Origin of the sequence: Serratia myotis, assembly GCF_027474885.1 — a bacterium.
GTDB lineage: Bacteria > Pseudomonadota > Gammaproteobacteria > Enterobacterales > Enterobacteriaceae > Serratia > Serratia proteamaculans.
Window position 1 is genome coordinate 3,518,531 of record NZ_CP099707.1, and the last position, 26,238, is coordinate 3,544,768.

At 59.2% G+C, this 26,238-nt stretch carries 25 protein-coding genes and 1 pseudogene; 18 read left to right on the forward strand and 8 right to left on the reverse strand.

Going from position 1 to position 26,238, the window contains the following annotated elements:
• Window positions 1-179 precede the first annotated feature (179 nt).
• A pseudogene (gene kdoO / locus NHG65_RS16715) lies at window positions 180-1,081 on the forward strand (Kdo hydroxylase KdoO).
• Between the two features lie 40 nt (window positions 1,082-1,121).
• Here kdoO and paaZ read toward each other — a convergent pair.
• Window positions 1,122-3,194 carry a phenylacetic acid degradation bifunctional protein PaaZ gene (paaZ, locus tag NHG65_RS16720; RefSeq protein ID WP_499182445.1) on the reverse strand — a complete coding sequence of 691 codons (2,073 nt, stop codon included), beginning with the start codon at window positions 3,192-3,194 and terminating at the stop codon, window positions 1,122-1,124.
• A gap of 317 nt (window positions 3,195-3,511) precedes the next feature.
• On the opposite strand from paaZ, the gene paaA reads away from it, so the two are divergent.
• The 14 genes from paaA (at window position 3,512) to pdxR (ending at window position 16,615) form a co-directional block, all read left to right on the forward strand.
• The gene (gene paaA, locus NHG65_RS16725; RefSeq protein ID WP_314733045.1) at window positions 3,512-4,450 is read left to right on the forward strand and encodes a 1,2-phenylacetyl-CoA epoxidase subunit PaaA; all 939 of its coding nucleotides are present in this window, start codon (window positions 3,512-3,514) and stop codon (window positions 4,448-4,450) included.
• Window positions 4,451-4,462: 12 nt separating this feature from the next.
• The gene (gene paaB / locus NHG65_RS16730; RefSeq protein ID WP_017893307.1) at window positions 4,463-4,750 is read left to right on the forward strand and encodes a 1,2-phenylacetyl-CoA epoxidase subunit PaaB; all 288 of its coding nucleotides are present in this window, start codon (window positions 4,463-4,465) and stop codon (window positions 4,748-4,750) included.
• 8 nt (window positions 4,751-4,758) lie between these two features.
• Window positions 4,759-5,517 (forward strand): 1,2-phenylacetyl-CoA epoxidase subunit PaaC, encoded by a 759-nt coding sequence (gene paaC / locus NHG65_RS16735; RefSeq protein ID WP_499182446.1) that lies wholly within the window; start codon window positions 4,759-4,761, stop codon window positions 5,515-5,517.
• A 9-nt stretch (window positions 5,518-5,526) separates the two neighbouring features.
• Window positions 5,527-6,024 (forward strand): 1,2-phenylacetyl-CoA epoxidase subunit PaaD, encoded by a 498-nt coding sequence (gene paaD / locus NHG65_RS16740; RefSeq protein ID WP_489844383.1) that lies wholly within the window; start codon window positions 5,527-5,529, stop codon window positions 6,022-6,024.
• 8 nt (window positions 6,025-6,032) lie between these two features.
• The gene (gene paaE / locus NHG65_RS16745) at window positions 6,033-7,091 is read left to right on the forward strand and encodes a 1,2-phenylacetyl-CoA epoxidase subunit PaaE (protein WP_207978317.1); all 1,059 of its coding nucleotides are present in this window, start codon (window positions 6,033-6,035) and stop codon (window positions 7,089-7,091) included.
• Between the two features lie 9 nt (window positions 7,092-7,100).
• Window positions 7,101-7,874, forward strand: coding sequence for a 2,3-dehydroadipyl-CoA hydratase PaaF (gene paaF, locus NHG65_RS16750; RefSeq protein ID WP_085117420.1), 774 nt, complete (start codon window positions 7,101-7,103; stop codon window positions 7,872-7,874).
• 3 nt (window positions 7,875-7,877) lie between these two features.
• Window positions 7,878-8,669 (forward strand): 2-(1,2-epoxy-1,2-dihydrophenyl)acetyl-CoA isomerase PaaG, encoded by a 792-nt coding sequence (gene paaG, locus NHG65_RS16755; protein ID WP_099064746.1) that lies wholly within the window; start codon window positions 7,878-7,880, stop codon window positions 8,667-8,669.
• A 2-nt stretch (window positions 8,670-8,671) separates the two neighbouring features.
• Window positions 8,672-10,192 carry a 3-hydroxyacyl-CoA dehydrogenase gene (locus NHG65_RS16760; RefSeq protein ID WP_207978315.1) on the forward strand — a complete coding sequence of 507 codons (1,521 nt, stop codon included), beginning with the start codon at window positions 8,672-8,674 and terminating at the stop codon, window positions 10,190-10,192.
• Window positions 10,189-10,629 (forward strand): hydroxyphenylacetyl-CoA thioesterase PaaI, encoded by a 441-nt coding sequence (gene paaI / locus NHG65_RS16765; protein WP_085117423.1) that lies wholly within the window; start codon window positions 10,189-10,191, stop codon window positions 10,627-10,629. Before NHG65_RS16760 ends, paaI begins: the two co-directional genes overlap by 4 nt.
• Entirely contained in the window at window positions 10,626-11,831 is a 1,206-nt protein-coding gene (pcaF, locus tag NHG65_RS16770) for a 3-oxoadipyl-CoA thiolase (protein ID WP_207978313.1), read from the forward strand. Before paaI ends, pcaF begins: the two co-directional genes overlap by 4 nt.
• A gap of 17 nt (window positions 11,832-11,848) precedes the next feature.
• Window positions 11,849-13,156 carry a phenylacetate--CoA ligase PaaK gene (paaK, locus tag NHG65_RS16775; RefSeq protein WP_404830588.1) on the forward strand — a complete coding sequence of 436 codons (1,308 nt, stop codon included), beginning with the start codon at window positions 11,849-11,851 and terminating at the stop codon, window positions 13,154-13,156.
• Window positions 13,157-13,234: 78 nt separating this feature from the next.
• Window positions 13,235-14,173 carry a phenylacetic acid degradation operon negative regulatory protein PaaX gene (gene paaX, locus NHG65_RS16780; RefSeq protein ID WP_129936802.1) on the forward strand — a complete coding sequence of 313 codons (939 nt, stop codon included), beginning with the start codon at window positions 13,235-13,237 and terminating at the stop codon, window positions 14,171-14,173.
• 279 nt (window positions 14,174-14,452) lie between these two features.
• Window positions 14,453-15,049 (forward strand): phenylacetic acid degradation protein PaaY, encoded by a 597-nt coding sequence (gene paaY / locus NHG65_RS16785; protein ID WP_085117428.1) that lies wholly within the window; start codon window positions 14,453-14,455, stop codon window positions 15,047-15,049.
• Between the two features lie 81 nt (window positions 15,050-15,130).
• A complete protein-coding gene (pdxR, locus tag NHG65_RS16790) occupies window positions 15,131-16,615 on the forward strand; it encodes a MocR-like pyridoxine biosynthesis transcription factor PdxR (protein ID WP_499182447.1) in 1,485 nt (494 codons plus the stop codon).
• Between the two features lie 122 nt (window positions 16,616-16,737).
• On the opposite strand, the gene NHG65_RS16795 is transcribed toward pdxR, so the two are convergent.
• From NHG65_RS16795 to NHG65_RS16820, 6 genes are all read right to left on the reverse strand, one after another.
• Window positions 16,738-17,640 (reverse strand): DMT family transporter, encoded by a 903-nt coding sequence (locus tag NHG65_RS16795; RefSeq protein WP_499182448.1) that lies wholly within the window; start codon window positions 17,638-17,640, stop codon window positions 16,738-16,740.
• A 94-nt stretch (window positions 17,641-17,734) separates the two neighbouring features.
• Complete coding sequence (locus NHG65_RS16800) at window positions 17,735-19,135, reverse strand: amino acid permease (RefSeq protein ID WP_489844377.1); 1,401 nt, start codon at window positions 19,133-19,135, stop codon at window positions 17,735-17,737.
• A 16-nt stretch (window positions 19,136-19,151) separates the two neighbouring features.
• Window positions 19,152-20,339, reverse strand: a complete 1,188-nt coding sequence (locus NHG65_RS16805) for an amino acid aminotransferase (RefSeq protein ID WP_275880984.1) — start codon at window positions 20,337-20,339, stop codon at window positions 19,152-19,154.
• Window positions 20,340-20,400: 61 nt separating this feature from the next.
• Window positions 20,401-20,772 (reverse strand): RidA family protein, encoded by a 372-nt coding sequence (locus NHG65_RS16810; RefSeq protein ID WP_085117432.1) that lies wholly within the window; start codon window positions 20,770-20,772, stop codon window positions 20,401-20,403.
• Window positions 20,773-20,775: 3 nt separating this feature from the next.
• On the reverse strand, window positions 20,776-21,570 hold the full coding sequence (locus tag NHG65_RS16815) for an alpha/beta hydrolase (RefSeq protein WP_499182449.1): 795 nt from the start codon (window positions 21,568-21,570) through the stop codon (window positions 20,776-20,778).
• A 155-nt stretch (window positions 21,571-21,725) separates the two neighbouring features.
• Window positions 21,726-22,631, reverse strand: coding sequence for a LysR family transcriptional regulator (locus tag NHG65_RS16820; RefSeq protein WP_099064757.1), 906 nt, complete (start codon window positions 22,629-22,631; stop codon window positions 21,726-21,728).
• Between the two features lie 98 nt (window positions 22,632-22,729).
• Here NHG65_RS16820 and NHG65_RS16825 point away from each other — a divergent pair, with 98 nt between their 5' ends.
• Entirely contained in the window at window positions 22,730-23,347 is a 618-nt protein-coding gene (locus NHG65_RS16825; protein ID WP_499182450.1) for a glutathione S-transferase family protein, read from the forward strand.
• 5 nt (window positions 23,348-23,352) lie between these two features.
• Complete coding sequence (locus NHG65_RS16830) at window positions 23,353-24,267, forward strand: pyridoxamine 5'-phosphate oxidase family protein (protein WP_219016613.1); 915 nt, start codon at window positions 23,353-23,355, stop codon at window positions 24,265-24,267.
• Between the two features lie 35 nt (window positions 24,268-24,302).
• On the opposite strand, the gene NHG65_RS16835 is transcribed toward NHG65_RS16830, so the two are convergent.
• Window positions 24,303-24,515: a glycogen synthesis protein gene (locus NHG65_RS16835; RefSeq protein ID WP_112349528.1), complete on the reverse strand. Its 213-nt coding sequence runs from the start codon at window positions 24,513-24,515 to the stop codon at window positions 24,303-24,305.
• Between the two features lie 217 nt (window positions 24,516-24,732).
• Here NHG65_RS16835 and gabD point away from each other — a divergent pair, with 217 nt between their 5' ends.
• Window positions 24,733-26,208 carry an NADP-dependent succinate-semialdehyde dehydrogenase gene (gene gabD / locus NHG65_RS16840; protein WP_219016614.1) on the forward strand — a complete coding sequence of 492 codons (1,476 nt, stop codon included), beginning with the start codon at window positions 24,733-24,735 and terminating at the stop codon, window positions 26,206-26,208.
• Window positions 26,209-26,238 lie beyond the last annotated feature (30 nt).

Sequence of the window (26,238 nt, forward strand, 5' to 3'; positions counted from 1 at the left end):
ATTCGTGCCATTACCCTGCCGTTTAATGTCTGTTTACTTTTTGGTGCATTTTAATAATGCTAGCATCACGCCATCCAGCTTATTAATAGCATTTATTTTAATTCCAAATTCATTCCTGCTGGATATAAATCATTTCAAATAAAAACAATTAAAATATTACCCATTCGCAAGGAGATATTATGCGCGCGGATAACCTTACGCCAGAGCAGGCGTTGATGATCTTGCCACAGCAGCAGTGGGACAGTGCTCCCACTCCCCTTTCCCTCACCGCCGTCGAGGCGCTGGAGCAAGGGAAAATCCTGTTTTTGCCCGAGTTAAACTTTCCATTATTAGACGATGAAATAACGTTATTGGATCCCGCACTGGTAGATATAAAACGTAAAAACATCAGCTATTGGCCGGAGACTCACAAATTATCCGGCGTAGCCATAGCCGCGCAACGGCCACAGGTGCAGGCACTGCTGGAACGTTATTATCAGGCCAGTCGGCAGTTGATCGCCGGGCTGTTGCCTCACTATCAGCAAACCTTGCATACGCCGGCCAACAGCCTGCGCCTGCACCCGGTATCGGCCTGGCGTGCGACCAGCTCATGGCGTAAAGACGACAGTCGTCTGCACGTCGACGCTTTCCCTTCGCGCCCCAACCTGGGTGAACGTATCCTGCGTATTTTCACCAACATCAATCCCCACGGTGAACACCGCCAATGGCGTATCGGCGAACCCTTTCCCCAATTGGCACAACGCTTTATGCCGCGGCTGCCGCGCTATTCGCCATTGAACAGCTGGCTGCAACATAAAGTCGGTATCACCAAGCGCCGCCGCAGCCATTACGATCACCTGATGCTGCAACTGCATGATGCGATGAAGGCTGACCAGAACTACCAGCAGCAAAGCTCGCAGTTGGCGCTCGACCTGCCACCGGGCAGCAGTTGGATTTGTTTTTCCGATCAAACCCCGCATGCGGCGATGGCCGGCCAGTTTATGCTGGAACAAACCTTCCTGCTCCGGTCGACGCCATGAAAAACCCACAGCAATCACCGCTGAAGATGCTGGAAACCTTGCTGCAGCAACCCTTGCTTTAATCCGCTTCCAACAGCAGGGTTTCCCCCTGCTGTTGCCCTCTCAGCTTGCCGCCTCAAAATCCCCTTGCTGGCGCGCCACCAGGGTCAGAATACTGTACAACGCCACCGCCTGCTGATGCTGGTTGAGCACCTGAACGTCCCACACCACCACGCCGTGCGGACGATCTTCAGCGTTTTTTTGCGGCTTGCGGATTTTCTTCTTGCAGGTCAACCGTACCTGAATGGTATCGCCAATTTTCACCGGTTCGATAAAACGCAGATTTTCCATGCCGTAGTTGGCGATCACCGGCCCCACACCCGGATCGACAAACAGCCCGGCAGCGGCAGAAACCACAAAGTAGCCGTGCGCCACCCGCTCGCCAAACAGTGACTCAGCGGCTCCGATCTTATCCATATGGGCATAGAAATGGTCGCCGCTCAGGCAGGCAAAGTTAACAATGTCGGCTTCGGTCACGGTGCGGCGTGCGGTTAGCAGGCTGTCCCCCAGCCGCAGTTGTTCAAAGTATTTGCGGAACGGATGAACCGGATCCTCAATCACCGTTGCTCCGCGCACCCACTCACGGCCGATCGCCGCCAGCATCGCCGGACTGCCCTGGATCGCCGTGCGTTGCATATAGTGTTTTACCGCCCGCAGCCCGCCCAGCTCCTCGCCGCCACCGGCCCGCCCTGGTCCGCCGTGCACCAGCATCGGCAGAGGTGAACCGTGGCCGGTAGATTCCGCCGCCGCCTGTTGATCCAGGATCAGCATGCGGCCGTGGGCACAGGCGGTGGCGCGGATAAACTGCGTTGCCAGCGCTTCATCGGCGGTCACCAAAGACCCTGCCAGGCTGCCCTGTCCGAGCAATGCCAGTTCAATCGCCTGTTCGGTATGCTGATAAGGCATCAGGGTCGCCACCGGCCCGAACGCCTCGGTTCCATGCACCGCCTGATGAGTAAAGGGATCGGCGCAGTACAACAGCGTGACCGGGTAAAATGCCCCCCTGGCGGCCTCTTCGCCCAACACCGCCAGTTTATCCGCCACTGCACCACACAGTGGCTCACAGCCGTTATGCAGCAGGAAATCAACCTTCTGCTGTACGTCATCGCGCTGTTCGTGGCTGACCAGCGCCCCCATGCGCACCTGCTCCAGTTTAGGATCACCCACCGTAACGCCGGCCAACCGCTGCAACAGCGCCTGCTGCACTTCAGCGACCCGCTTCGCCGGCACGATAATCCGCCGGATAGCGGTACATTTTTGCCCGGCCTTGGCAGTCATCTCGCGGCACACTTCTTTGATAAACAGCGCAAATTCCGGCATCTGCGGCGTAACGTCTTCCCCCAGCACACAGCAGTTGAGCGAATCGGCCTCCATGGTGAAGGCAATGGATTTTTCCAGCAGGCGCGGATGGGCACGTAGCCGCTGACCGGTCTGTGCCGAGCCGGTAAAGGTCACCGCGTCCTGATAATCGAGATGGTCAAACATATCGCCGATGCCACCGCACACCAGTTGCAACGCGCCTTCCGGCACCAGGCCACTGTCGATAATCAGCCTGACCATCGCCTGGGTTAACTGCGCGGTGGCGGTTGCCGGCTTGATGATCGCCGGCATGCCCGCCAGCCAGGTCGGAGCCAGCTTTTCCAGCATCCCCCAGCAGGGGAAGTTGAAGGCATTGATATGCAGCGCCACGCCTGGGCGTGAAGTCAGTACATGCCGGGCGGCGAACTGCGCCTGTTTGGACAGCGGGATCAGTTCATCTTCCGGCCACAGGGTATCGTCCGGCAGTTCACGCCCCGCCAGACCGGCATAGGCAAACAGCGTGGCGATACCGCCTTCTATATCCACCCAGCCGTCACTGCGGGTCGCGCCGGTCTGATACGAAATCTCATACAGCGCTTCTTTATGCGCCAACAGGTGTTTGGCTACCGCTTTCATCATTTGCGCGCGCTGCTGGAAGGTCATTTGTGCCAGCGCCCGGCCACCCTTGCTACGCGCATACGCCAGGCTGGCAGCCAGCGGCAGACCGTCGGAACAAACCTGATACAGCGCTTCGCCGGTAACGGCATGATGGATTTCACGGGCGGCTCCCTGGCCGAACACCCAACCGCCAGAAAGATAACTGTGTAACTGCTGCATGGCCCCTCCGGAATTCATAAATTTACACCACAAGGATTAATTACGTATCAGGTATTGTCCAGTTTTCTCTTGGATGAAATTTAACAAAAATAGAACACCAGCGGGTTTTAGCGCGCTAATCCGGTCATTCCCTGCCGCTTTTTAATTTTAAATACTGATAAATAACAATCAAATAACAAAAACACCTGTGAGTGCCATCGCAAAACCACATAAATGTCGTTTGATCTTTTTGTTATCAGTTTGTAGCCTTATGGTTAGTTAATGTGATTCACATTTTTATGTTTAATGTGAAAAATACGAATCACCAAGAGGCAAGCATGACAACTGACGCGCAATATCAGCAACACTTCGACGACAAGATTGCGGCGGATACCTCCATCGAGGCCAAAGACTGGATGCCGGAGGCCTACCGCCAAAACCTGATCCGCCAGATTGGCCAGCATGCCCATTCCGAAGTGGTTGGCATGTTACCGGAGGCCAACTGGCTGACGAGGGCGCCGACCCTGCGCCGCAAAGCAGTGTTACTGGCCAAGGTGCAAGACGAAGCCGGGCACGGCCTGTATCTGTACAGTGCCGCCGAAACCCTGGGCTGCTCGCGCCAGGACATCTACCAGAAAATGCTCGACGGCAAGATGAAATACTCCTCGATCTTCAATTACCCGACGCTCAACTGGGCGGATATCGGGGTGATTGGCTGGCTGGTAGACGGCGCAGCGATCGTCAACCAGGTCGCGCTGTGCCGTGCTTCTTACGGCCCTTATGCGCGGGCGATGGTGAAAATTTGCAAGGAAGAGAGCTTCCACCAGCGTCAGGGTTACGAGGCCGTGATGGCGATGGCCAACGGCAGTAAGCAACAGCAAGCCATGCTGCAGGACGCGATTAACCGCTTCTGGTGGCCAGTGCTGATGATGTTCGGCCCAAGCGATACCGATTCACCGCACAGCGCGCAAAGCATGGCGTGGAAGATCAAACGCCACAGCAACGACGAGCTGCGGCAGAAGTTTGTCGACAACACCGTGCCGCAGCTGGAAGCCCTGGGCATGACGGCCCCGGATGCGGATTTGGCATGGGACGAAACCGCCGGCCACTACCGCTTCGGTGAAATCGACTGGAGTGAACTGCACGAGGTGATCAAAGGCCGCGGGCAATGCAACCACGAGCGGCTGCAGGCCAAACGTCGCGCCTGGGACGAAGGTGCCTGGGTCCGCGAAGGTGCCCTGGCTCACGCGTCCAAAAACACCTCAACCGCCGCCTAAAAGGAACCGATGATGACACACGTTGAATGGCCGCTGTATGAAGTGTTTATCCGCAGCAAACAAGGACTGGCGCACCGTCACGTCGGCAGCCTGCACGCCGCCGATGACCAGATGGCGCTGGAGAATGCCCGCGACGCCTATACCCGCCGCAACGAAGGCTGCTCCATCTGGGTGGTGCAGTCCAGCCATCTGATCGCCTCGCAGCCGGAAGACCGCGAAGCCTTCTTTGATCCGTCCGATGACAAGATCTACCGTCATCCGACGTTCTACACCATTCCCGACGGCATCAAGAACATGTAGAGGCGGCCATGACCCTTACCGATCCGCGAATTACTTATATTTTACGTCAGGGCGATACGCCACTGATCCTCGCTCAGCGACTGTGCGCCTGGTGCGGCCACGCGCCGGAGCTGGAGATTGACCTGGCGCTGGCGAATATTGGCCTGGATCTGCTCGGCCAGGCACGCAACTTTCTCGGTTATGCCGCCGAATTGGCCGGGCCGCAATACAGCGAAGATCGCCTGGCCTTCGGCCGTGACGAACGTGAGTTTCACAACCTGCTGTTGGCTGAACAGCCCAACGGTGGTTTCAACGACACGCTGGTGCGCCAGTTCCTGATGGATGCCTATCACGTGCAACTGCATCAGGCACTGAGCCACAGCCGCGATGCGCAACTGGCCGCCATTGCCGCCAAGTCCCTCAAAGAGGCGCATTACCACCTGCGCTTCAGCCGCGGTTGGATGATCCGCCTCGGTGACGGCAGCCCGCTCAGTCAGCAAAAAATTCAGCAGTCGCTGGACAATCTGTGGCGCTTTACCGCCGAGCTGTTTCACGCCGATGAGCTGGAGCGGCAACTGGCAGAACAGGGCATTGCCGCCGATCCGCGCCAGCTTGAAGCGCCGTGGCTGGCACTGGTGAGCGACACCTTGCGACAGGCCAACCTGCAACTGCCGGCCGAACAGGCCTTCCGTCACGGTGGCAAACAGGGGCGGCACAGCGAGCACCTCGGCCCACTGCTGGCGGAGATGCAGTTTCTGCAACGCGCCTATCCCAACGCTAACTGGTAGGAGGCCGTGATGAACGTTACCCGGCTGCAACCCGCCGAAATCCCGCAAATCTGGCACTGTCTGCAACAGATTAGCGATCCGGAACTGCCGGTACTGTCGATTACCGATCTGGGCATGGTGCGCGACGTCGAAGCCGAAGGGCACGGCTGGCATATTACCTTTACGCCGACCTACTCCGGCTGCCCCGCCACCGAGTTCCTGCTCGAAGCGATCGAACAACGGCTGGCCGAGGCCGGTTTCAGTCCGGTGAAAGTCACCATCCAACTCAGCCCCGCCTGGACCACCGACTGGATGAATGCGGCTGCGCGTGAGCGACTGCGGGAATACGGCGTCGCGCCGCCACAGGGCCATACCTGTGACAAACCGCTGGCGCACGGCCCGGTGCCCTGTCCGCGTTGCGGCAGCACCCACAGCGAGAAAATCAGCGAATTCGGCTCTACCGCCTGCAAGGCGCTGTACCGCTGCTGCGATTGCCGTGAACCCTTCGACTACTTCAAATGCATTTAGGAAAAACCATGACGGTCTTCCATCGCCTGAACGTCGCCGCCATCGAGCGCGAAACGCCGGACGCCGTAGCCATCACTCTGCGGGTGCCCGAAGAACTGAAAAGTCACTATTGCTATACGCCCGGCCAGCATCTGACGTTGAAGGCGCGGGTCGACGGCGAAGAGCTACGCCGCTGCTACTCCATTTGCAGCTCGCCGCAGGAAGGGTTGCTGCAGATCGGCGTTAAAGCCATTCATCAGGGCCGCTTCTCCTCGTTCGTTAATCGCCTGCTGAAAGTCGGTGACGCACTGGAGGTGATGGTGCCGCAGGGACGTTTCGGCTATCAGCCACAGGCAGAAAACTGCGGTAACTATCTGGCGATTGCCGCCGGCTCGGGCATTACGCCGATGCTGTCGATCATCAAAGCCACGCTGCAACTCGAACCCCTCAGCAGTTTCACGCTGATTTACGGCAACCGCAGCAGCCGTTCGGTGATGTTCAAAGAGGCGCTGTGCGATCTGAAGAACCGCTACCCGCAACGCTTTCAGCCACTGTACATGTTCAGCCAGGAGAGCCTCGACAGCCCGCTGCTCAGCGGCCGTATCGACCGTGAGCACCTGCTGGCGATCGGCGACACCCTGCTGGATTACCGTGACTATGACCACGCCTTTATCTGCGGGCCGGAAAGCATGATGGACGACGCCCAGAGCGTACTTGAACAGGCCGGCGTACCTGCCGGGCACATTCACAGCGAACGCTTTAACACCAGTGGCATGGTTGCCCGCCCGGTCAATGACGCCAACCGCAATGCTACCCGGGTGGAAATTCTGCTGGACGGCCGCCGCTTGAATATCGAAGTGAGTGCGCAGGATGACAGCATTCTGGATGCAGCGCTGCGTCAGGGCGCCGATCTGCCCTACGCCTGCAAAGGCGGCGTGTGCGCCACCTGCAAATGCCGATTGAAGGCCGGTCAGGTGGATATGGCCGTCAACTACAGCCTGGAGCCGGATCAGTTGGCCGCAGGTTACGTTTTAAGCTGCCAGTCGTGGCCACGCGGCGACGGCGTGGTCCTGGACTTTGACGTATAGGAACCGACCATGGAAACCCCGTTGATCCTGCAACAACGCCAACAGCGCGTGATGACCCTGACGTTACAGCGTCCAGAGGCCCGCAACGCCCTGAATACTCCCTGCCTGGAACAGCTGGTTTATTGGCTGGAACAGGCTGATGCCGATGTCAGCGTGGGTGCCGTGGTGATTGCCGGTGCGCCCCGCTTCTTTGCCGCCGGTGCCGATCTGCATGAGCTGCAAAAACAAGATCTGCCTGCCGCGCTGACGGATCGCCGCCCACTGCTGTGGCAGCGGCTGGCCCAGTTCAGCAAACCGCTGCTGGCGGCGGTAAACGGCTATGCGCTGGGCGCCGGCTGCGAACTGGCGCTGGCCTGCGACATCATTATCTGCGGTGAAAGCGCCCGTTTTGGCCTGCCGGAAATCACCCTCGGCCTGATGCCGGGGGCCGGTGGCACCCAGCGCCTGATCCGCTGCGTCGGCAAATCGCGCGCCAGCCAGATGGTTCTGACCGGTGAAGCCATCAACGCCACCTGTGCACTACAAAGCGGCCTGGTCAGCGAAGTCTGTGTCGATGCGCTGACGCTGGAACGCACGCAACAGATTGCCGAACGTATCAGCCTGCAGGCGCCGCTGGCATTACGCGCCGCCAAACAGGCATTGAAACAGGCTGAAGAAACCGGCCTTAGCCAGGGGCTGGCCATTGAGCGCCAGCAGTTTGTCACCCTGGCCGCCACCGACGATCGCCGTGAAGGCATCGCCGCCTTCTTCGAAAAACGTACGCCAAACTATCAGGGGCGCTGATTTATGGATAACGCATTGATTCTCACCCATCTGGAAGCCGGGGTGCTGACCCTGACCCTCAACCGGCCGGACCGGCTCAACAGCTTTAACGACGAGATGCACCGCCAGCTTAGCGAAGCGCTGACCCTCGCCGAGCGCGACGACAGCGTGCGCTGTCTGCTGATCACCGGTGCCGGACGCGGGTTTTGCGCCGGGCAGGATCTGAACGATCGCAACGTCAGCGTTGAACAACAGGCACCGGATCTGGGCCTGTCGGTAGAACGCTTCTACAACCCGCTGATCCGCCGCCTGACCGCCTTGCCGAAGCCGGTAGTCTGCGCGGTCAACGGCGTGGCAGCGGGAGCCGGGGCCGCCCTGGCGCTGGCCTGCGATATCGTGATAGCCGCCGACAATGCCAACTTTATCCAGTCATTCTGCCGTCTGGGGCTGGTGCCGGACTCCGGTGGCAGTTGGTTCCTGCCGCGCCTGGCGGGCCATGCCCGTGCCATGGGCATGGCGATGCTGGGGGATAAAATCAGCGCACAACAGGCGCTGGCCTGGGGGATGATCTGGCAGGTGGTGCCTGCGGATGAACTGGCCGCCACCAGCCAAACGCTGGCGCAGCATCTGGCGACCCAACCGACTTACGGGCTGGGGCTGATTAAAAAAGCCCTCTACAGTTCGGCCAGCAACACCCTCGATCAGCAGCTCGATTTAGAACGCGATCTGCAGCGTCTCGGCGGCCGCAGCGACGATTACCGTGAAGGGGTTAGTGCCTTCTTCGCCAAGCGCCCTCCTTCTTTCAGCGGGAAATAACCATGAGCCAGTCGAACTTCAACGCCAGGGTCGCGGTGATAGGTGCCGGTACCATGGGCATCGGCATCGCCCAGGTGGCTGCCGCTGCCGGGCATCCCGTGCAGCTGTTTGATATCGACGCCTCCGCTGCCCGGCAGGCGCTCAACGTGCTCGCCCAGCGGCTGCGTCAACGGGTGGCGGCCGGTAAGGCCGATACCGCGGCCACCGAAGCCTTGCTGGCACGCATTCAGCCGGTAGATTCGCTACACCCGCTGGCCGACAGTGCGCTGGTGATAGAGGCGGTAGCGGAGAAGCTGGCGATCAAACAAAGCCTGTTCCGCGATCTGGAAGCCCTGTGCTCGCCCGCCACGCTGTTTGCCAGCAACACCTCGTCGCTGTCGATAACCGCGATCGCCGGTGCGTTGCAGCATCCACAGCGGCTGGCCGGGCTGCACTTCTTCAACCCGGCACCGCTGATGAAGCTGGTAGAGATCGTCAGCGGGCTGGACACCAGTGCCGAAACCCTCGCCACGCTGCAAACGCTAACCCGGCAATGGGGCAAACAAAGCGTGCTGTGCCGCTCCACGCCGGGGTTTATCGTCAATCGGGTAGCGCGGCCGTTTTACGCCGAAACCCTGCGCGCACTGGAAGAACAGGTCGCCGACGCCGCCACGCTGGATGCGGTGATGCGCGACGCGGGCGGCTTCGCCATGGGGCCGCTGCAACTGACCGATATGATTGGTCAGGACATCAATTACGCCGTGACCGAATCGGTGTTTCAGGCTTTCTTCCAGGATCCCCGCTTTACCCCGTCGCTGGTGCAGCAGGAACTGGTGGCGGCCGGGCGTCTTGGTCGCAAAAGCGGCCGGGGGTTTTATCGCTATGGCGATCAGCAAACGCCGGTCGCTGCGGTGCTGCCTCCTTCCACGGCGGCATTAGCGCGCAGCGTCACGCTGCATGGGGATCCGCAGGGTATGGCCGTGCTGCGCGAGTTACTGGCAGGAAATGCGGAGTCGATCAAACAATCTGGCCAGACCAGTGCCTTTGCCCGGATCGATGAAGTTACATTGATGTTAACGAATGGTAAAACAGCCAGCCAAGTCGCCGATGAAACCGGAACCCCCGTGGTGCTGTTTGATCTGTCCGCCAACTACTCGCAGGCCACCACCGTTGCTATCAGCTGCGCGGCGCAAAACGATGCCCGGCACAACGCCAGCGTGGTTCGCCTGCTGCAATCTCTCGACAAGAAGGTGATCCTCTTGCCGGACTATCCCGGCCTGTTGGTGATGCGCACCCTCGCCATGCTGGCCAATGAAGCGCTCGACGTGGTGAACAAGGGCGTCGCCAGTGCCGAGGATACCGACCAGGCCATGCGCTGCGGCGTCAACTACCCACGCGGTCCGTTGGAATGGGCCGCCGCCCTGGGCTGGCGACAAATCCTGACCACGCTGGAAAATCTGCAACACCACTACGGCGAGCCCCGCTACCGCCCAATGCCGCTGTTGCGCCATTACGCATCCCTCTCTTCAGGAGCCCAACAATGAACGCCAATACGCCCCACGCGCTGGCACAACGCTGCGCCGAACAGATGTTCCAGCAGGATACCTGCGCCCAGGCGATGGGTATGCGGGTGGATGCGGTCGATGCCGGTTTCGCCCAGGTCAGCATGACCGTCGGCCCGCAGATGCTCAACGGCCACCAGACCTGCCACGGCGGCCAACTGTTCAGCCTGGCGGACACCGCCTTCGCCTATGCCTGCAACAGCCAGGGGCTGGCGGCGGTAGCGTCCGGCTGCAACATCGAGTTTATCCGCCCGGCGCTGGCCGGCGATCGTCTGACCGCCAGTGCGGAAGTCCGTCATCAGGGCAAAACCACCGGGCTGTACGACGTGGAAATCGTCAATCAATTGGGCAAAACCGTCGCCTGGTTTCGCGGGCGTGCGCATCGCCTCGGCCATGCCATTTTAGGGGAACAACCATGAGTCAGGCGTTTATCTGCGATGGCGTCCGTACGCCGATTGGCCGTTACGGTGGCGCATTGGCCCACGTGCGGGCCGATGATTTGGCCGCGCTGCCGCTGCGTGCCCTGGTAGCACGCCACCCTCAGGTGGACTGGTCGTTAGTGGATGATGTGATCCTCGGCTGCGCCAATCAGGCCGGGGAAGATAACCGTAATCTGGCGCGCATGGCGGCATTGCTGGCGGGCCTGCCGGTGAACGTTTCCGGCACCACCGTCAACCGTCTGTGCGGTTCAGGATTGGACGCGCTGGCCATGGCGGCACGCAGCATCAAGGCCGGGGAAGCCGGGTTGGTGCTGGCCGGTGGTGCGGAATCCATGACCCGCGCGCCGCTGGTGATGGGTAAGGCCGACACGGCCTTCAGTCGCCAGGCGCAGCTGTATGACACCACCCTGGGTTGGCGCTTTATCAACCCGCTGATGCAGGCGCAGTACGGTACCGACTCAATGCCGGAAACCGCCGAAAACGTGGCGGCACAGTTCAATATCAGTCGCGCCGATCAGGACGCCTTCGCGTTGCGTAGCCAGCAGCGCGCGGCCCGGGCGCAGGAGTTGGGTTTACTGGCACAGGAGATCGTGCCGGTCAGCCTCAGCGGTAAAAAAGGCGCGGTGACGCTGTTCAGCCAGGATGAACACCCGCGCGCAGATACCCGGCTGGAACAATTGCAGGGGTTAAAAACGCCGTTCCGCCAACCCGGTACCGTGACCGCCGGTAACGCTTCCGGCTTGAACGACGGTGCCGCAGCGCTGATCGTCGCCTCGGAGGCGATGGCCGTCAGCCAGGGCTTAACGCCACGTGCGCGCATCGTCGCTACCGCTACCTGCGGCGTCGAACCCGGTTTGATGGGCATCGGGCCGCTGCCGGCCACCCGCAAGGTGCTGGAATTGGCTGGGCTGAACCTGGCGCAAATGGACGTGATCGAACTGAATGAGGCGTTTGCCGCCCAGGCGCTGGCGGTACTACGCCAGCTTGGCCTGCCGGATGACGCCCCGCAGGTGAACCCCAACGGCGGCGCTATTGCCCTGGGCCATCCGTTGGGGATGAGCGGTGCACGTCTGGCGCTGGCCGCCCTGTTTGAACTGGAACGGCGTTCCGGCCGCTACGCGCTTTGCACCATGTGCATCGGCGTCGGCCAAGGCATCGCCATGATCATTGAGCGAGTTTGACCCCGAGGCTAATAATGATGACTACCAATCCACAGCCACTCGACGCCATTGAGTTCGCCTCGCGTGATGAGATTGAAGCGCTGCAACTGGAACGTCTGAAATGGACGCTGCACCATGCCTATAACAATGTGCCGATGTACAAACGCAAGTTCGATCAGGCGGGCGTGCATCCCGACGATCTCAAACAACTGAGCGACCTGACCCGCTTCCCCTACACCACCAAACAGGACCTGCGCGATAACTACCCGTTCGACACCTTTGCGGTGCCAATGGAACAGGTGGTGCGCATTCACGCTTCGTCGGGCACCACCGGCCGACCAACGGTGGTCGGTTATACCCAGCGGGATATCGATAACTGGGCCGATATCGTCGCCCGCAGCCTGCGCGCCGCCGGTGCCACCGCCAAAGACAAGGTGCACGTGGCCTACGGCTATGGCCTGTTTACCGGTGGGCTCGGCGCTCACTATGGCGCGGAACGACTCGGGGCGACGGTGATCCCGATGTCTGGCGGCCAAACCGAAAGGCAGGCGCAGCTGATCCTGGATTTCAAACCCGATGTGATCATGGTGACGCCGTCCTATTGTTTAACGCTGATCGACGAACTGGAACGCAAAATGGGCGGCGATGCCCGTGACTGCTCATTACGTCTGGGGGTATTTGGCGCAGAACCCTGGACTGAAGCGCTGCGGCACGAAATTGAAAGCCGCATGGGCATCAAGGCGCTGGATATTTATGGCCTGTCAGAAGTGATGGGGCCAGGGGTAGCGATGGAATGTGCCGAAAGCGGTGGCGGCCCGACCATCTGGGAAGACCACTTCCTGCCGGAAATCATCTGCCCGGAGACCGGCCTTGCCCTGCCGGACGGCCAGCACGGTGAACTGGTGTTCACCACCCTGACCAAAGAGGCGCTGCCGGTGATCCGTTATCGCACCCGCGATCTCACCCGTCTGCTGCCCGGCGATGCCCGCCAGATGCGCCGCATGGGGAAAATCACCGGCCGCTCTGACGACATGCTGATCATCCGTGGCGTCAATGTGTTCCCATCGCAGGTGGAAGAACAAATCATGCAGTTCGAACAGCTGTCACCGCACTACCAGCTGCAGGTCAGCCGCAGCGGGCACCTGGATACCCTGGCGGTACGCGTTGAATTGAAAGAGGCGGCGCTCAGCCTCAGTCACCAGCAGCGCTGTGAGATTTGCCACCAGCTGCGCCACCATATCAAGTCGATTATCGGCGTCAGCACCGACGTCAGCATTGCCAACTGCGGTGATATTCCCCGTTCGGAAGGCAAGGCCCAGCGGGTGGTCGATCTGCGACCACGCTGATCCCGCCGGCGTCACGGATGACGCCACAATAATTTGTGGTAATGTTGTGTCTCATCGTCGGCTAACCCATGGAAAAATATGGAACATAAACTGGATGAGTTTATCCGCCATGCTATAGACGCGCAGCCGATCAGCGGTACCTCACTGATTATCTCCCTCTACGGCGATGCGCTTAGCCATCGCGGCGGCGAGGTGTGGCTCGGCAGCCTGAGCGCGCTGCTGGAAGCACTGGGTTTTGGTGACCGCTTTGTGCGCACTTCGGTATTTCGCCTGCAAAAAGAGGGCTGGCTGGCAGTCGAAAAAATCGGCCGCCGCAGCTTCTATCGGGTGACCGATCAGGGCATGCGCCAATTCCGCCACGCCGAGTCGAAAATCTACCTTAGCGAGCCACCGGCCTGGGACGGTAAATGGGATCTGCTGTTGCTGGAAAGCGCGGAAAAAAGCGAGCGGGCACGGCTGAAAAAAGAGCTGGGCTGGCTGGGCTTCGGCCAAATCGCCAATAACCTGATGGCGGCCCCCACCCATGCACAAACCGACGTCACCGCCCTGCTCGGCGAGCTTAACGCCAGCGAACAGGTGATCTACTTTCGCGCCGACTACCCTTACAACCGTTCCGAGCAAACCCTGCAACAGCTGGTGGCCAACTGCTGGGCTTTGGGCGACGTGGCCGCCGATTATCATGAGTTTATCGTCTCTTTCCGCCCGCTAATGACACTGCTGCGCGAAACCGACGATGCGCTGCTGACACCCCAGCGCTGTTTCCAGATTAAGCTATTATTGATCCACTTCTTCCGCCGCGTGGTGCTGAAAGATCCCCTGCTGCCGGATGCTTTATTGCCTGTCCAGTGGGAGGGGCAGATCGCCCGCAACCTGTGCATCAATATTTATCAGCGGGTGGACCGTGCCGCGACCGAGTATGTCAGCACGCTGGCGGAAACCACTATCGGCGCTCTGCCCGCCCCGGCGGCCGGTTACTACCGACGCTTTGGCGGCTTGCCGCGTGATCCTTCACTGTAGGTTGTGTCCCACAATAGGGCGTGGCACCGTCGCAGACCCAAAAGCCCGTAATCAAGGCGGAGGGTGCAGGGCATAGTGGGCCTATGTTCAAGCCTGACAACGCAGAGTACGGGCTTTTGGGGCGCGACCCGAAGGGCTGGGGCCATTTGAACGCGCATCTGTGTTACGAGCCGCTTATTTGGCCCACCAAACCTCACGACCCGCGCCTTGCTGCGCGCTCAAATGACCGCCAGCGGCGCTCACGTACTATTATGGGAAACAACCTTAGGAGCTTTTGCTATGCCCGTGTATCAGATTGACGGCCTGACGCCAGTGGTAGACCCCAGCAGCTATGTGCACCCGACCGCGGTGCTGATTGGCGATGTGATCGTCGGCAAACGGGTGTATATCGGCCCCAATGCCAGCCTGCGCGGCGACTTTGGCCGACTGGTGATCGGCGATGGTGCCAATATTCAGGACAACTGCGTGATGCACGGCTTTCCGCAACAGGACACCGTGGTGGAACAGGACGGGCATATCGGCCACGGCGCGATCCTGCACGGTTGCCGCATCCGCCGTAATGCCATGGTCGGTATGAACGCGGTGATCATGGACGGTGCGGAGATCGGTGAAAACACCATCGTGGGTGCCATGGCGTTCGTCAAAGCCGCCGCGGTGATTGAAGCCAACAAGCTGGTAATCGGTAGCCCTGCGCGGGTGTTGCGCGACCTGACTGAGCAGGAGCTGGCGTGGAAAGTGGCCGGTACGCGTGAATATCATGACCTGGTGCTGCGCTGTCGCTCCTCACTGCGGGAAGTGGCTCCACTGACCGAAATCGAACCGGGCCGTCAGCGCTTAAGTTTTGGCGACCACCTGATCCCAAAAAGTCAGCTTTAAGCCGGGTAAAAAAGCGCCGTTTCAAGCCAAAGTGGTTTACAGTGAACCCCTGTTTAACTTCTTTTATCTGGACCGGAATTCATGCCCAGAACGGCTAAAACGGTGGAAGTCCCCGCCATCGGCGAGCTTGATCGCCAAGCGGGGCAGTTGATTCTGCAACTTGCCCAGGCACTGCGGGCCGCGATCAATAAAGGCGAACTGAAGCCCGGAGATCCCTTGCCTTCAACCCGCGTGCTGGCGGGTGCGTTGCGGCTGGCCAGAGGCACGGTGCTGGCCGCCTTCGAACAACTGACGGCGGAAGGTTTTCTGGAAGCGCAGCCCGGTTCGGGCACCCGTGTCGCCCTGTCACTTCACCGCCAGCCGCCTGTACTGGCCAACAGCGCTGATATTTGTGACATAACCCTTTCCAGCCAGGCGCAGGCATTGGCGCAATTTGCCAGCCAGTTACGACCACTGCCGCCGGTCCCCTTTACCGTCTCGGTGCCAATCAATGATACCGCGCCCGATGACGTCTGGCGTCGCCTCGGCAACCGTGTCCGCGCGCGCGGGCCCGGTGCCCCCGCCGGTTATGGCGAGCCGCTGGGTGCGTTGCCGCTACGCAAGGCCGTCTGTGAATATGTCCGCAAGTCCCGTTCGGTGCTCTGTACGCCGGAACAGGTGATGATCACTTCCGGCACTCAACAAGGGTTGTATCTGGCCACGCAAATCCTGCTGGATGCCGGTGACACCGCCTGGGTGGAAGATCCGGCCTATCACGGTATTACCGCCATCTTCAATAGCGTATTCCGCGACCGGCTGATGGCCAGAGTCCCGGTCGATGCCGAAGGGATAGACGTGGTGGCAGGCAGCAAGATCGCGCCGCAGGCCAAGGCCGTTTTTGTCACCCCTTCTCACCAATACCCGCTGTGCATGCCGATGAGCATGTCGCGCCGGCTCGAACTACTGGCCTGGGCCAAGCAGCAGCGGGCCTGGATTGTCGAAGACGATTACGACAGTGAAATGCGTTACTCCGGCCATCCGTTTCCCTCTTTGCAGGGGCTGGATCCGGCCAGAGTTGTCTATCTGGGTACCTTCAGCAAGATCCTTTTCCCTTCATTGCGCCTGGGTTATGCCATCCTGCCCAAACCCTTGGTGGATGCCTTCTGCGGTGCGCGAGTGCTGATGGATCGCCACCCACCCAGCGCCGATCAGCACGTGCTGGCCAGTTTTATGGCGCAGGGGCATCTGGATCGCCATATCCGCCGCATGCGCAGCGTGTATGCGGAAAAACGGCGGGTATTAACCGAAGCCATCAGTGCCCATGTTTCTGCCGAGCTGGCCGCCCTGCACCCCAGCGATCAGGGCATGCATCTGGTGTTGTGGTTGAAGGCGGGACTGGATGACCAACAGGTCGTTCGCCGTGCCGCCGAAGCCGGGGTGGCGGTTAGCGCACTGTCGCCGATGTATGCCGTCGGCAGCGGGAAAAGCGGCTTGATACTCGGACTGGGCGGCTACGATGAGTTGCAAATCCATCAAGCCACTCAACGGCTGAATCAGGTGCTGGTGACGTTAGCCGAGGCAGAGTAAAGCGGCGAGATTGAGATACCCGGGGCGACCCGGGGGTGGGGCGTCCCTGCGGGAACCCCATCCTCCGGTTTCCCCTAATATCGTGTTTAAGTGAAGGGGTCTCAGGCATTATCTTGCCCGGTTTAACGTGAAAACCGCTTCGCGCCGTACACGCAGACCAACACCCCGGCCATGACCGCCAGCATCGAGGGTTGGATGGTTTCATGCAGCACCAGCCCGGCCAGCGCCAGACCAAAAAAGGGCTGCAGCAATTGCAGTTGCCCCACAGCGGCAATGCCGCCCAGCGCCAAACCGCGATACCAGAAGATAAAGCCAATCCACATGCTGAACAGCGAAATATAGCCCAGAGAAAGCCAGGCCCCGACGCTGACCTGCGGCCAATCCGCAGGCGCTGCCCCAATGGCCACCATGGCCGTCAGCGGTAAGGCCACTACCAGCGCCCAGGAGATCACCTGCCAGCCACCGAGTTTACGCGTCAGCATTGCGCCTTCCGCGTAGCCCAGACCGCAAAGCAGTACCGCAGCCACCATCAGCAGGTCACCGGCCCAGGAAGCGCCCGCCCCCTGACTCAGCGCGAAAGCCCCCACCAGCAGGCTGCCCAACACCGAGAACAACCAGAAAGCGATTTTCGGGCGTTCTCCCCCGCGCAGCACGCCAAAACAGGCGGTCGCCAAGGGCAACAGCCCGATATACACCAGTGCATGCGCCGAAGTGGTGCGCTGCAAAGCCAATGCCGTCAGCAAAGGAAAGCCGATCACCACCCCGATAGCGACCAACACCAGGGGCGCGATGTCATGACGCCGTGGCCGGCGTTGACGCATCAACCCCAACGCGCAGAGAGCCAATAAGGCTGCCAGCACCGCCCGCATCGCGGTCAGGAACAGCGGATCAAACTCCTGCACTGCCAGGCGCGTGGCGGGCAAAGAACCGCTAAAAATCAACATACCCAAAAAGCCGTTGACCCAACCCTGCGTCGAATGACGGCTACCGCCGATAACCTGGTTTTTTTCTGTTTCACTGCTCATGGCAACACCACTCTACATCGGCAAAAGATCCTTTATTCTCCGGTTAAAGTGGTTTGCTGCCAGAGCCAGATAATCACATTTTTAGCGAACCACTTTACTCTACCCCCGAAGTCTCCATCGCGGCGGGTACCGGCTGATGGCGGCTATAGAAGAAGTAGATCGCCACCAGCAGCAGGGTAAACGGAATGCCAAACCACAGCGTCATCTTGAAAAACTCGGTGAACGCCGTCGAGATCAACAATGCCGCCATCAAACCGGCACCGGCCAACGTGGTGTACGGGAACCCCCACATGCGGAATTTCAGGTGGGTTTGACGGTGCTGACGGCGGAAAAACAGGTGGGTGACAAAAATCATCAGCCAGGTGAAACAGGCGCCGTACACCGAGATCGACATCATCGCGGCAAAGGATTTCTCCGGATAAACCAGGCTCAGTACGATCGACACCACAATGCCAATACACGACATCGCCAGCGCACTCACCGGGATGCCGCGTTTACTGACCCGCCCCAACGCAGCCGGTGCTTGCCCGGCGCGAGACAGCGAGAACATCATGCGGGTGGTGATATACAACTGGCTGTTCATCGCCGACAACGCGGCCACCAGCACGATAAAGTTGAAGATACCGGCGGCGGCGGGCAGGTGGATCACGTTCATCGCCATCAGGAACGGGCTTTCGCCGGTACCGGACTGCCGCCAGGGAACGATCGCCAGCATCAGCGCAATCGACAGCATGTAGAAAATAAACAGCCGTAAAATGGTGCCCTTGAAGGCGGTTTTGACCGCAATCACCGGGTTTTTAGCTTCACCGGCGGCCACCGCGATCATCTCAATGCTCAGGTAGCTGAAAATCGACACAATCACCGCGAACCACATGCCCTTGACGCCAAACGGGAAGAAGCCACCGTTGGCAGTAAAGTTGTGAATACCGTACGCCGGGTTAGCGGAAAACAGCAGAATACCGATACCAATGGCGATAAAGGCCGCGATGGCCACCACCTTGATGGTCGACAGCGCATACTCCACCTGGCCGAAGGACTTGACGCCAATCACGTTGATGAAAATCACCGCGGCGGAGAACAGCAGCACCCACGGCCAAATCGGCGTGGTCGGGAACCAGAACTGCATATACATACCGATGGCGGTCACCTCGGTGCCCACCGCCAATACTACGCAGGACCAGTAGGAGTAACGCACCAGAAAACCGAACAGCGGACTGATGTAAAACTCGGCATAGTCGCCGAAAGAGCCCGGCGTTGGGTGCTCGGAAGTCATCTCCGCCAGGCATCCCATCAGCAACAACGCCACCACGCCGCCGATAAAATAACTCAACAGTACGCTGGGACCAGCCATCTGAATGGCATAGGCACTGCCGAGAAACAGCCCGGTGCCGATCGCCCCGCCGATTGCCAGCATCGTCATCTGCCCGGCGGTAAGCTGTTTCTTCAACCCACCCTGCCGCCGCGCTATCTCTTCAAAACCTTTCATCTGTTTCATGGCGGTCCTACCTTATTCACGCAGTACGGGTGACATCCAGGATGGCGGCAGTAACGTAGTCGACATTATTTTGGTTCAGGCCAGGCAGACACATGCGGCCGGGGGCCACCAGATAGATGGCGTAATCTTGCCGCAGCCGCTCGAGCTGTTGTGGGTTCAGTCCGGTGTAACTGAACATGCCCTTCTGGTCGCGAATGCGACGGTAGTCCAACGGCGAACCGCCCTTTTCCAGCCCGTTAGCCAGGACTTGGCGCATCTGTTTGATACGTTGCCGCATGCCGGCCAGTTCGCTTTCCCACTGCTGCCGCAGGCCGGCGTCTGCCAACAGGGTTTCCACAATCTGGCTGCCGTGGGTCGGCGGGCAGGAGTAGCTGCGGCGGATCAAGGTTTTCAGCGCCCCCTTGACGTTTGCCGCACTCTCCGGGGTGGCACCGCGTACCGAAAGCCCGCCCAGTCGCTGGCCATACAGCGCGACATTTTTCGAAAACGAATTAGCGACCAAGAATTCCACATCGGTTTTCAGCGCCTCACGCAGTACGAAACAGTCCTCGTCCAGACCGTCGCCAAAGCCCTGATAGGCGATATCGAACAACGGCAGCAGGCGACGACGCTGGACCACCTCAAGGGTGGCACGCCACTGTGCCTGACTGAGATCGGTACCGGTCGGGTTATGACAGCAAGGGTGCAGCAGCACTACGCTGCCTTCCGGCAGGCTGTCCAGCGTATCCAGCATGGCGTCAAACCGCAGACCGCCGCTGGCCTCATCAAAATACGGATAGGTATGGACGTTCAGCCCGGCGCCCTCAAAGATCGCCCAATGGTTGGCCCAGGTCGGATCAGACACCCAGATGTCACGGCGGGACAGGTAGTGATGGATAAAATCGGCGGCCAGCTTCAGGGCACCGGAACCGCCAACGGTCTGTACCGTGCAAATGGACGGTAACGCCGCCGCGCCGAACAACAAAGTCTGTACCTGTTGAGCGAACAGTGCCGACCCTTCGATCGGCGGATAGCCGTGCGGGCGACGCTGCTCGAGCAACTGCCGCTCGGCCGCCTCAACCGCCTGCATCAGCGGGATCCGGCCCTGTTGATCGTAATAAAGACCAATACCCAGATTCACTTTCTGCGTATTTTCATCCTGTAAATAAGCTTCCATCAACGACATAATAGGATCGGCCGCCGAGCGGCCAATGTGATTAAACATAGCGATTCCTTAATTCATTATGTAATGAATTTGCAGGTGGGTGTTCTGGTTATATAAAGTTTTAGGCCGTAGCGCTGACGGTAATCTCTATTTTCATTCCAGGCACTACCAATTTATCAACGATCACCGTTGAACGATTGGGGTAAGGATAATTAAAGTATTTCTTGTAAATTTCATCGAGTAATTTAACGTCATTCACATCGGTAAGATAAATAATGACCTGCAAGACATTGTCGCTGTGGCTATTTGCCGCTTTTAACGTCTGGGCCAGATTATCAAAGGTCAGGGTAATCTGCTTTTCCGGCGCGCCGGTTTCAATGCTGCCGTCGGGTCTGACCGGGCCATGGGCAGTGAATAGCATACCGCCGCCTTTAGTTGCCCAGGAAAAGGGTTGGCCAATTTCCGGCAGGCCGGTATCAATGATGGTGCGCATGGTTTACTTCCCCGTAGTGGTTAACTGGCGGATCAGCGCTCCGCCTTTGGCGAACAGCGAATCCAGCACATTGTAATGGTTGACACCGGCAACCGCGACCAGGCTGACGGGCAGGTGTTTGGCTTTAAGCACGGCATAGTAATACTGCGACTGGCCAATCAGCTCCGGCAGCTCAGCATCACCGAAAAATAGCGTCATCGGTTTGATACGTTCAGGGATATTCCGCACCGGGCTCAACTGGGTTATTTGCTGCGGGGTCAACTGCAATTGCCGGTTAACGTAGCTGGTTAACAAGGGCTCCAGTTCGAAAATACCGCTGATCGGTAACACCGCGTCGACCACCGCATGATGCTGCCAATAACTGGCCAGATGCCCACCGGCAGAATGGCCACACAGGTAAACCGGCGCAGACTTGTTTGGCGCAAGCCGTTGTTGAATGGCACTCAGCGCCGCGCCGGTTTGCCGACAAATATCGTCCAGATTGGCCTGAGGGGCCAACGTATATTCCAGCAGCACCACGTCAAAACCCAATGACAATGGCACGGCGGCAATAAAGGCAAAATCGTCCTTGCTGCAAAATTGCCAATAGCCGCCGTGAATAAATATTAACGTGCCTTTGGGTTGGCCGTCAGAATATAACCAATCAAAAACTTCCCGGGGAGAATCGCCATAGGGAATATTGCGTTCGCTGCGAACTTGCTGATAAACGGCCAGGCTGCGGGTTTGGAATGAGGTCAGGATCTGATCTTCATTGTCCACCGTCGAACCGTTATCGTAACTCCCCGCCAAAAGTTTCATATATTAAACTTCGTTTATTATTTAAGATATGCGTTAACTATTAGCACCGGGAATAATATTGTCAAGAAGGGAGCAGCAGCAATGCGTGCAGGGTAATATAAATCTTTTCTACAGCGCAATAAGTTTAACCAGTGAAACTTATTGCGCCTTAATGGCTATTTTATTCCCGGCTGAATTTGCGCTAATTGACTTAATTCTTGCCAGGCATAATCCCAAAAGGTCCTTACCTTTAGCGGCATGCGTTGGATGTTCTGCGCCACCAGTTGCACCGGCATTGGCAAAGGTTCAAACGCCGGGAGCAGGCGCACCAGCGTCCCCGCCGCCAAATCCTCTGCCACCTGATATGACAACAACCGGGCGATGCCCTTACCCGCTCGCGCCGCCAGCAGTTGGGTTTCGACTTCATTAAGCAGCAGGCGTGGTGTCAGCCTTACCCTGTCACCGTTCTCCTGCGGGCCAAAACGCCATTCGCGCAACGACGCCCGTTGGGTGCCGACAATGGTGTCATGATCGGCCAGTTGCGCCGGTTGTTTTGGCTCGCCGCGCAGTGCCAGATAGGCCGGGCTGGCGACCGTCACCCGCGAGACCTGCCCCAACCGCCGCGCCACGCGGGAAGAGTCCTGCAAATGACCGATACGCACCGCCACGTCCAGCCCCTCGTCAATCAAATCCAGGTTGCGATCGTTGAGCACCATTTCAATTTGCATCTGCGGATAGAGATCGAGAAACGCCATCACTACCGGCGCCACGTGCTTACGCCCGAACTGCACCGGCGAGGTGATACGCAGCAGGCCACTGAGCTGGGTATCCGCCGTGTCCAGCACCGCCGACTGATATTCATGCAGCAGCAAGTGCGCACGCTCCGCCAACCGCAGCCCGGCCTCGGTCGGAGCTAACCTCCGGGTGGTGCGTTCAACCAGTCGGGCACCAAAACGCTGCTCCAGCGAGGCGATAGCCCGGGTCACTGCCGGGGCGGAACGCCGCAGTTTGCGACCGGCGGCGGCCAGACTGCCGTGCTGGATCACCGTCACAAAAATCTCCAGTTCGTCCAACCGATCCATAGACTGTTCCATAAAGTGAAATTATCAATTTCCAGATTGCCGGATTTCGCCTACTGACCGCAAGAGTATGCTAATGAAAATCCTTCAGGAGTGTGAGCATGCAAAAGCTAAAACTGTACGGTACCCCGCTTTCCGGCCACGTCCACCGCGTGGCGTTGCTGTTGCGGATGCTCGAGCTGCCGTATGAATTTATCGAAGCGCCTGCCGAGGTGCGCCAAAGCGAAGCCTTTCTGGCGCTGAACCCTTTTGGTCAGATCCCGTTGCTGGTCGATGGCGAGCTGACGCTGGCCGACAGTAACGCCATTTTGCTGTATCTGGTCAAACGCTACGCGCCGGACAGCCATTGGTTACCCGAAGACCCGGCAGCCGCGGCACAGGTGCAAGCATGGTTGTCCAGAGCCGCGGGAGAAGTCCGCTATGGGCCGGCTTCCGCTCGTCTGATCGCCCAGTTTGGGGTGGCGGAGGATTATCAGGCCGCGCTGGCGATAAGCGCCCGCTTCCTGCCGCAGGTGGAGCAACATCTGACCGACCGTTCGTTTCTGGCAACGCAACAGGCCACCATTGGCGATCTGGCCTGCTACAGCTATGTGGCGGTAGCTCCGGAAGGGGGCATTTCGCTGGCACCCTACCCGGCAATCCAACGTTGGGTGGCGCGCATCGCGGCACTGCCTGGCTTCTTTGCCATGCCGTCGCTGCCGTACCCCACCGGGAGGTAAATCCGATGATCCCGCAGATGTTCCACCCCGATGAACTACGTGCTCAGACCCTGGCCGGATTTGACCAGGTGGGCGGCGGCATTTTCCCCAACATGCCCGACCAGCACCGCAAGTTTTTCGAGGCACTGCCTTACCTGTTTGTCGCCACGCTGGACGAGCAAGGTTGGCCGGTGGCGACCCTGTTCAGCGGCCCGCCCGGATTTTTGCGCACGCCGGACAGCACACACCTGCGTATCAGCACGCCCCGCCGTAGCGATGATCCGGCACAGGCAGCCTTGCAATCCGGCAAGCCGGTGGGAGTATTGGGGCTGGACTTCAGCAATCGGCGGCGTAACCGTGCCAACGGTGTGATCGGGCGTACCGACAAAAACCGCATTGAGATCGACGTCAGGCAAAGCTTTGGCAACTGTCCGCAGTATATTCAGCGGCGCGAGCTGTACCCGGCCCCCGCCAACCCCACACCGATTGAGCATCTCACTACGCTGGACGCAGCAGCACAGGCGTTGATTCGCAACGCGGATACCTGTTTCGTGGCCAGTGCTGCCCATACCCAGCTGGCGCAAGGCGGCGTGGATATTTCGCACCGGGGCGGAAAACCGGGGTTTATCCATCTGGAGGGAAACAGCCTGTGGATGCCGGATTTTCGCGGTAACCGTTATATGAATACCCTGGGTAACCTGCTGGCGGAACCGCGTGCGGCGTTACTGTTTATTGATTTTGAAAACGGGAGTATTTTGCACCTGCAGGGGGAAACGCAGATCCTCTGGCAAGCGGAGGTGGGCCAAGGTGTGGCGGGTGCGGAACGCTACTGGCGCTTCGATATACACAGCGCATGGCGCTTTTCACAGGCCCTGCCGTGGCGCGGCCGCAATCTTGAGTTCTCCCCGGCAACGCTGAACACTGGCGTGTGGACAGTATAAAAAACCCCGCGTTGGCGGGGTCAGTTGATTGGGTTTTATACGCTGTGTTCCACCGTGGTGGCCGCCTGATAAAGTTGGCGGAAATAGCTCAGACGTTCAAAGAACAAGCGGCTTTGCGGTTCCGACATATTGCCGGCCACTTTGCCGGCATCAACCTCCCTTCCCTGCCATTCCATCAGCGCAATGCTCGACGCCAGAAAATCCATTTCACCGCCGCCATAGAGATGTCTGTCCACTGATTTCATCATTTGCACACTCCTTTTAATCGCATCGAAAAGGGTCATATGCCTGCTGACTTCAGTATCGTCCCGACTGCGGGTGTTTTTTGTACAGAAGGTGCGCATCCCAGCAAATTGATTGGTTGCCACGGATCGGGCAAATGAAGGCGGAAAAGTTTGCTAGGGTAAAGGGGTGCCGTTTGGGATAGGTCACCCTGTGTTGAATTCTGAAAAAGGAAGATAACCAATGAGCAATCACTTCTCTGCCACCCTCAAAGATCCTTCGTTGTTCCGCGAGGCCAACTATATCGACGGGCAATGGCTACCGATCAAAGGCGACCAGAGCATCAAAGTCCACAATCCCGCCACCGGCGAACTGGTCGGTCAGGTCCCGGCGTTGGGTGCCAAAGAAACCGCCCAGGCGATTGCCGCCGCCAAGAAGGCCCAGCCGGCCTGGCGTGCACTGACCGGCAAAGAGCGCGCCGGCAAACTGCGCCGCCTGTTCGAGTTGATGATGGAAAACCAGGACGATCTGGCGCTGATCATGACCGCTGAACAGGGCAAGCCACTGGCTGAAAGCCGGGGTGAGATTGCCTACGCGGCGTCCTTTATCGAGTGGTTTGCCGAAGAAGGCAAACGTGTCTACGGCGATACCATTCCGCAGCCCCAGGCCGGTCGGCGCATCATCGTGCAGAAAGAACCGATTGGGGTATTTGCTGCCATTACGCCGTGGAACTTCCCGGCGGCAATGATCACCCGCAAAGCTGGCCCCGGCTGGGCGGCAGGCTGCACCGGGGTGATCCGCCCCGCCAGCCAGACGCCTTTCTCAGCATTGGCGCTCGCCGTGCTGGCCGAGCGAGCGGGCTTACCGGCCGGTGTTTGCAACGTGATTACCGGCCCGAGCCAGGCCATCGGCGCAGAACTGACCGCCAACCCGGACGTACGCAAGCTGTCGTTTACCGGCAGCACCGAGGTGGGTGCGCAACTGCTGGCGCAGTGTGCCCCGACCATCAAAAAGACCAGTATGGAACTGGGCGGCAACGCACCGTTTATTGTGTTTGATGATGCCGATCTGGACGCCGCGGTGATCGGTGCCGTGGCCTCCAAATACCGCAACGCGGGCCAGACCTGCGTGTGCACCAACCGTTTTCTGGTGCAGGACGGCATCTACGACGCCTTTGCCGAAAAGCTGAAAGCGGCGGTGGAGAAATTGAAAGTGGGCAACGGCATGGACGACGGCGTGACTATCGGCCCGTTGATTAACCCGGCCGCGGTGGAAAAAGTCAGCGAGCATATCGCCGACGCGGTGCAACGCGGCGCATCAATTCTGCTGGGAGGCAAGCCTCATGCCTTGGGCAATAACTTCTTCACGCCAACCATTCTGACCGACGTACCACGGCAGGCCAAAATATTCCATGAGGAAACCTTTGGCCCGGTAGCGCCGCTGATCCGTTTCAACAGCGAAGCCGAAGCCATTGAGCTGGCAAATGATACGCCGTTTGGCCTGGCCTCGTACTTCTACAGCCGGGATATTGGCCGGGTAATGCGCGTCGCCGAAGCGCTGGAATATGGCATCGTCGGCATTAATGAAGGGTTGATCTCCACCGAGGTTGCCCCGTTCGGTGGGGTTAAAAACTCCGGGTTGGGCCGTGAAGGGTCGAAGTACGGTATCGAAGATTATCTTGAGATTAAGTATCTGTGCCTCGGCGGCCTCGGGAGCTAACCGCCCGACCCCAGCAGACGGCCCGCACCG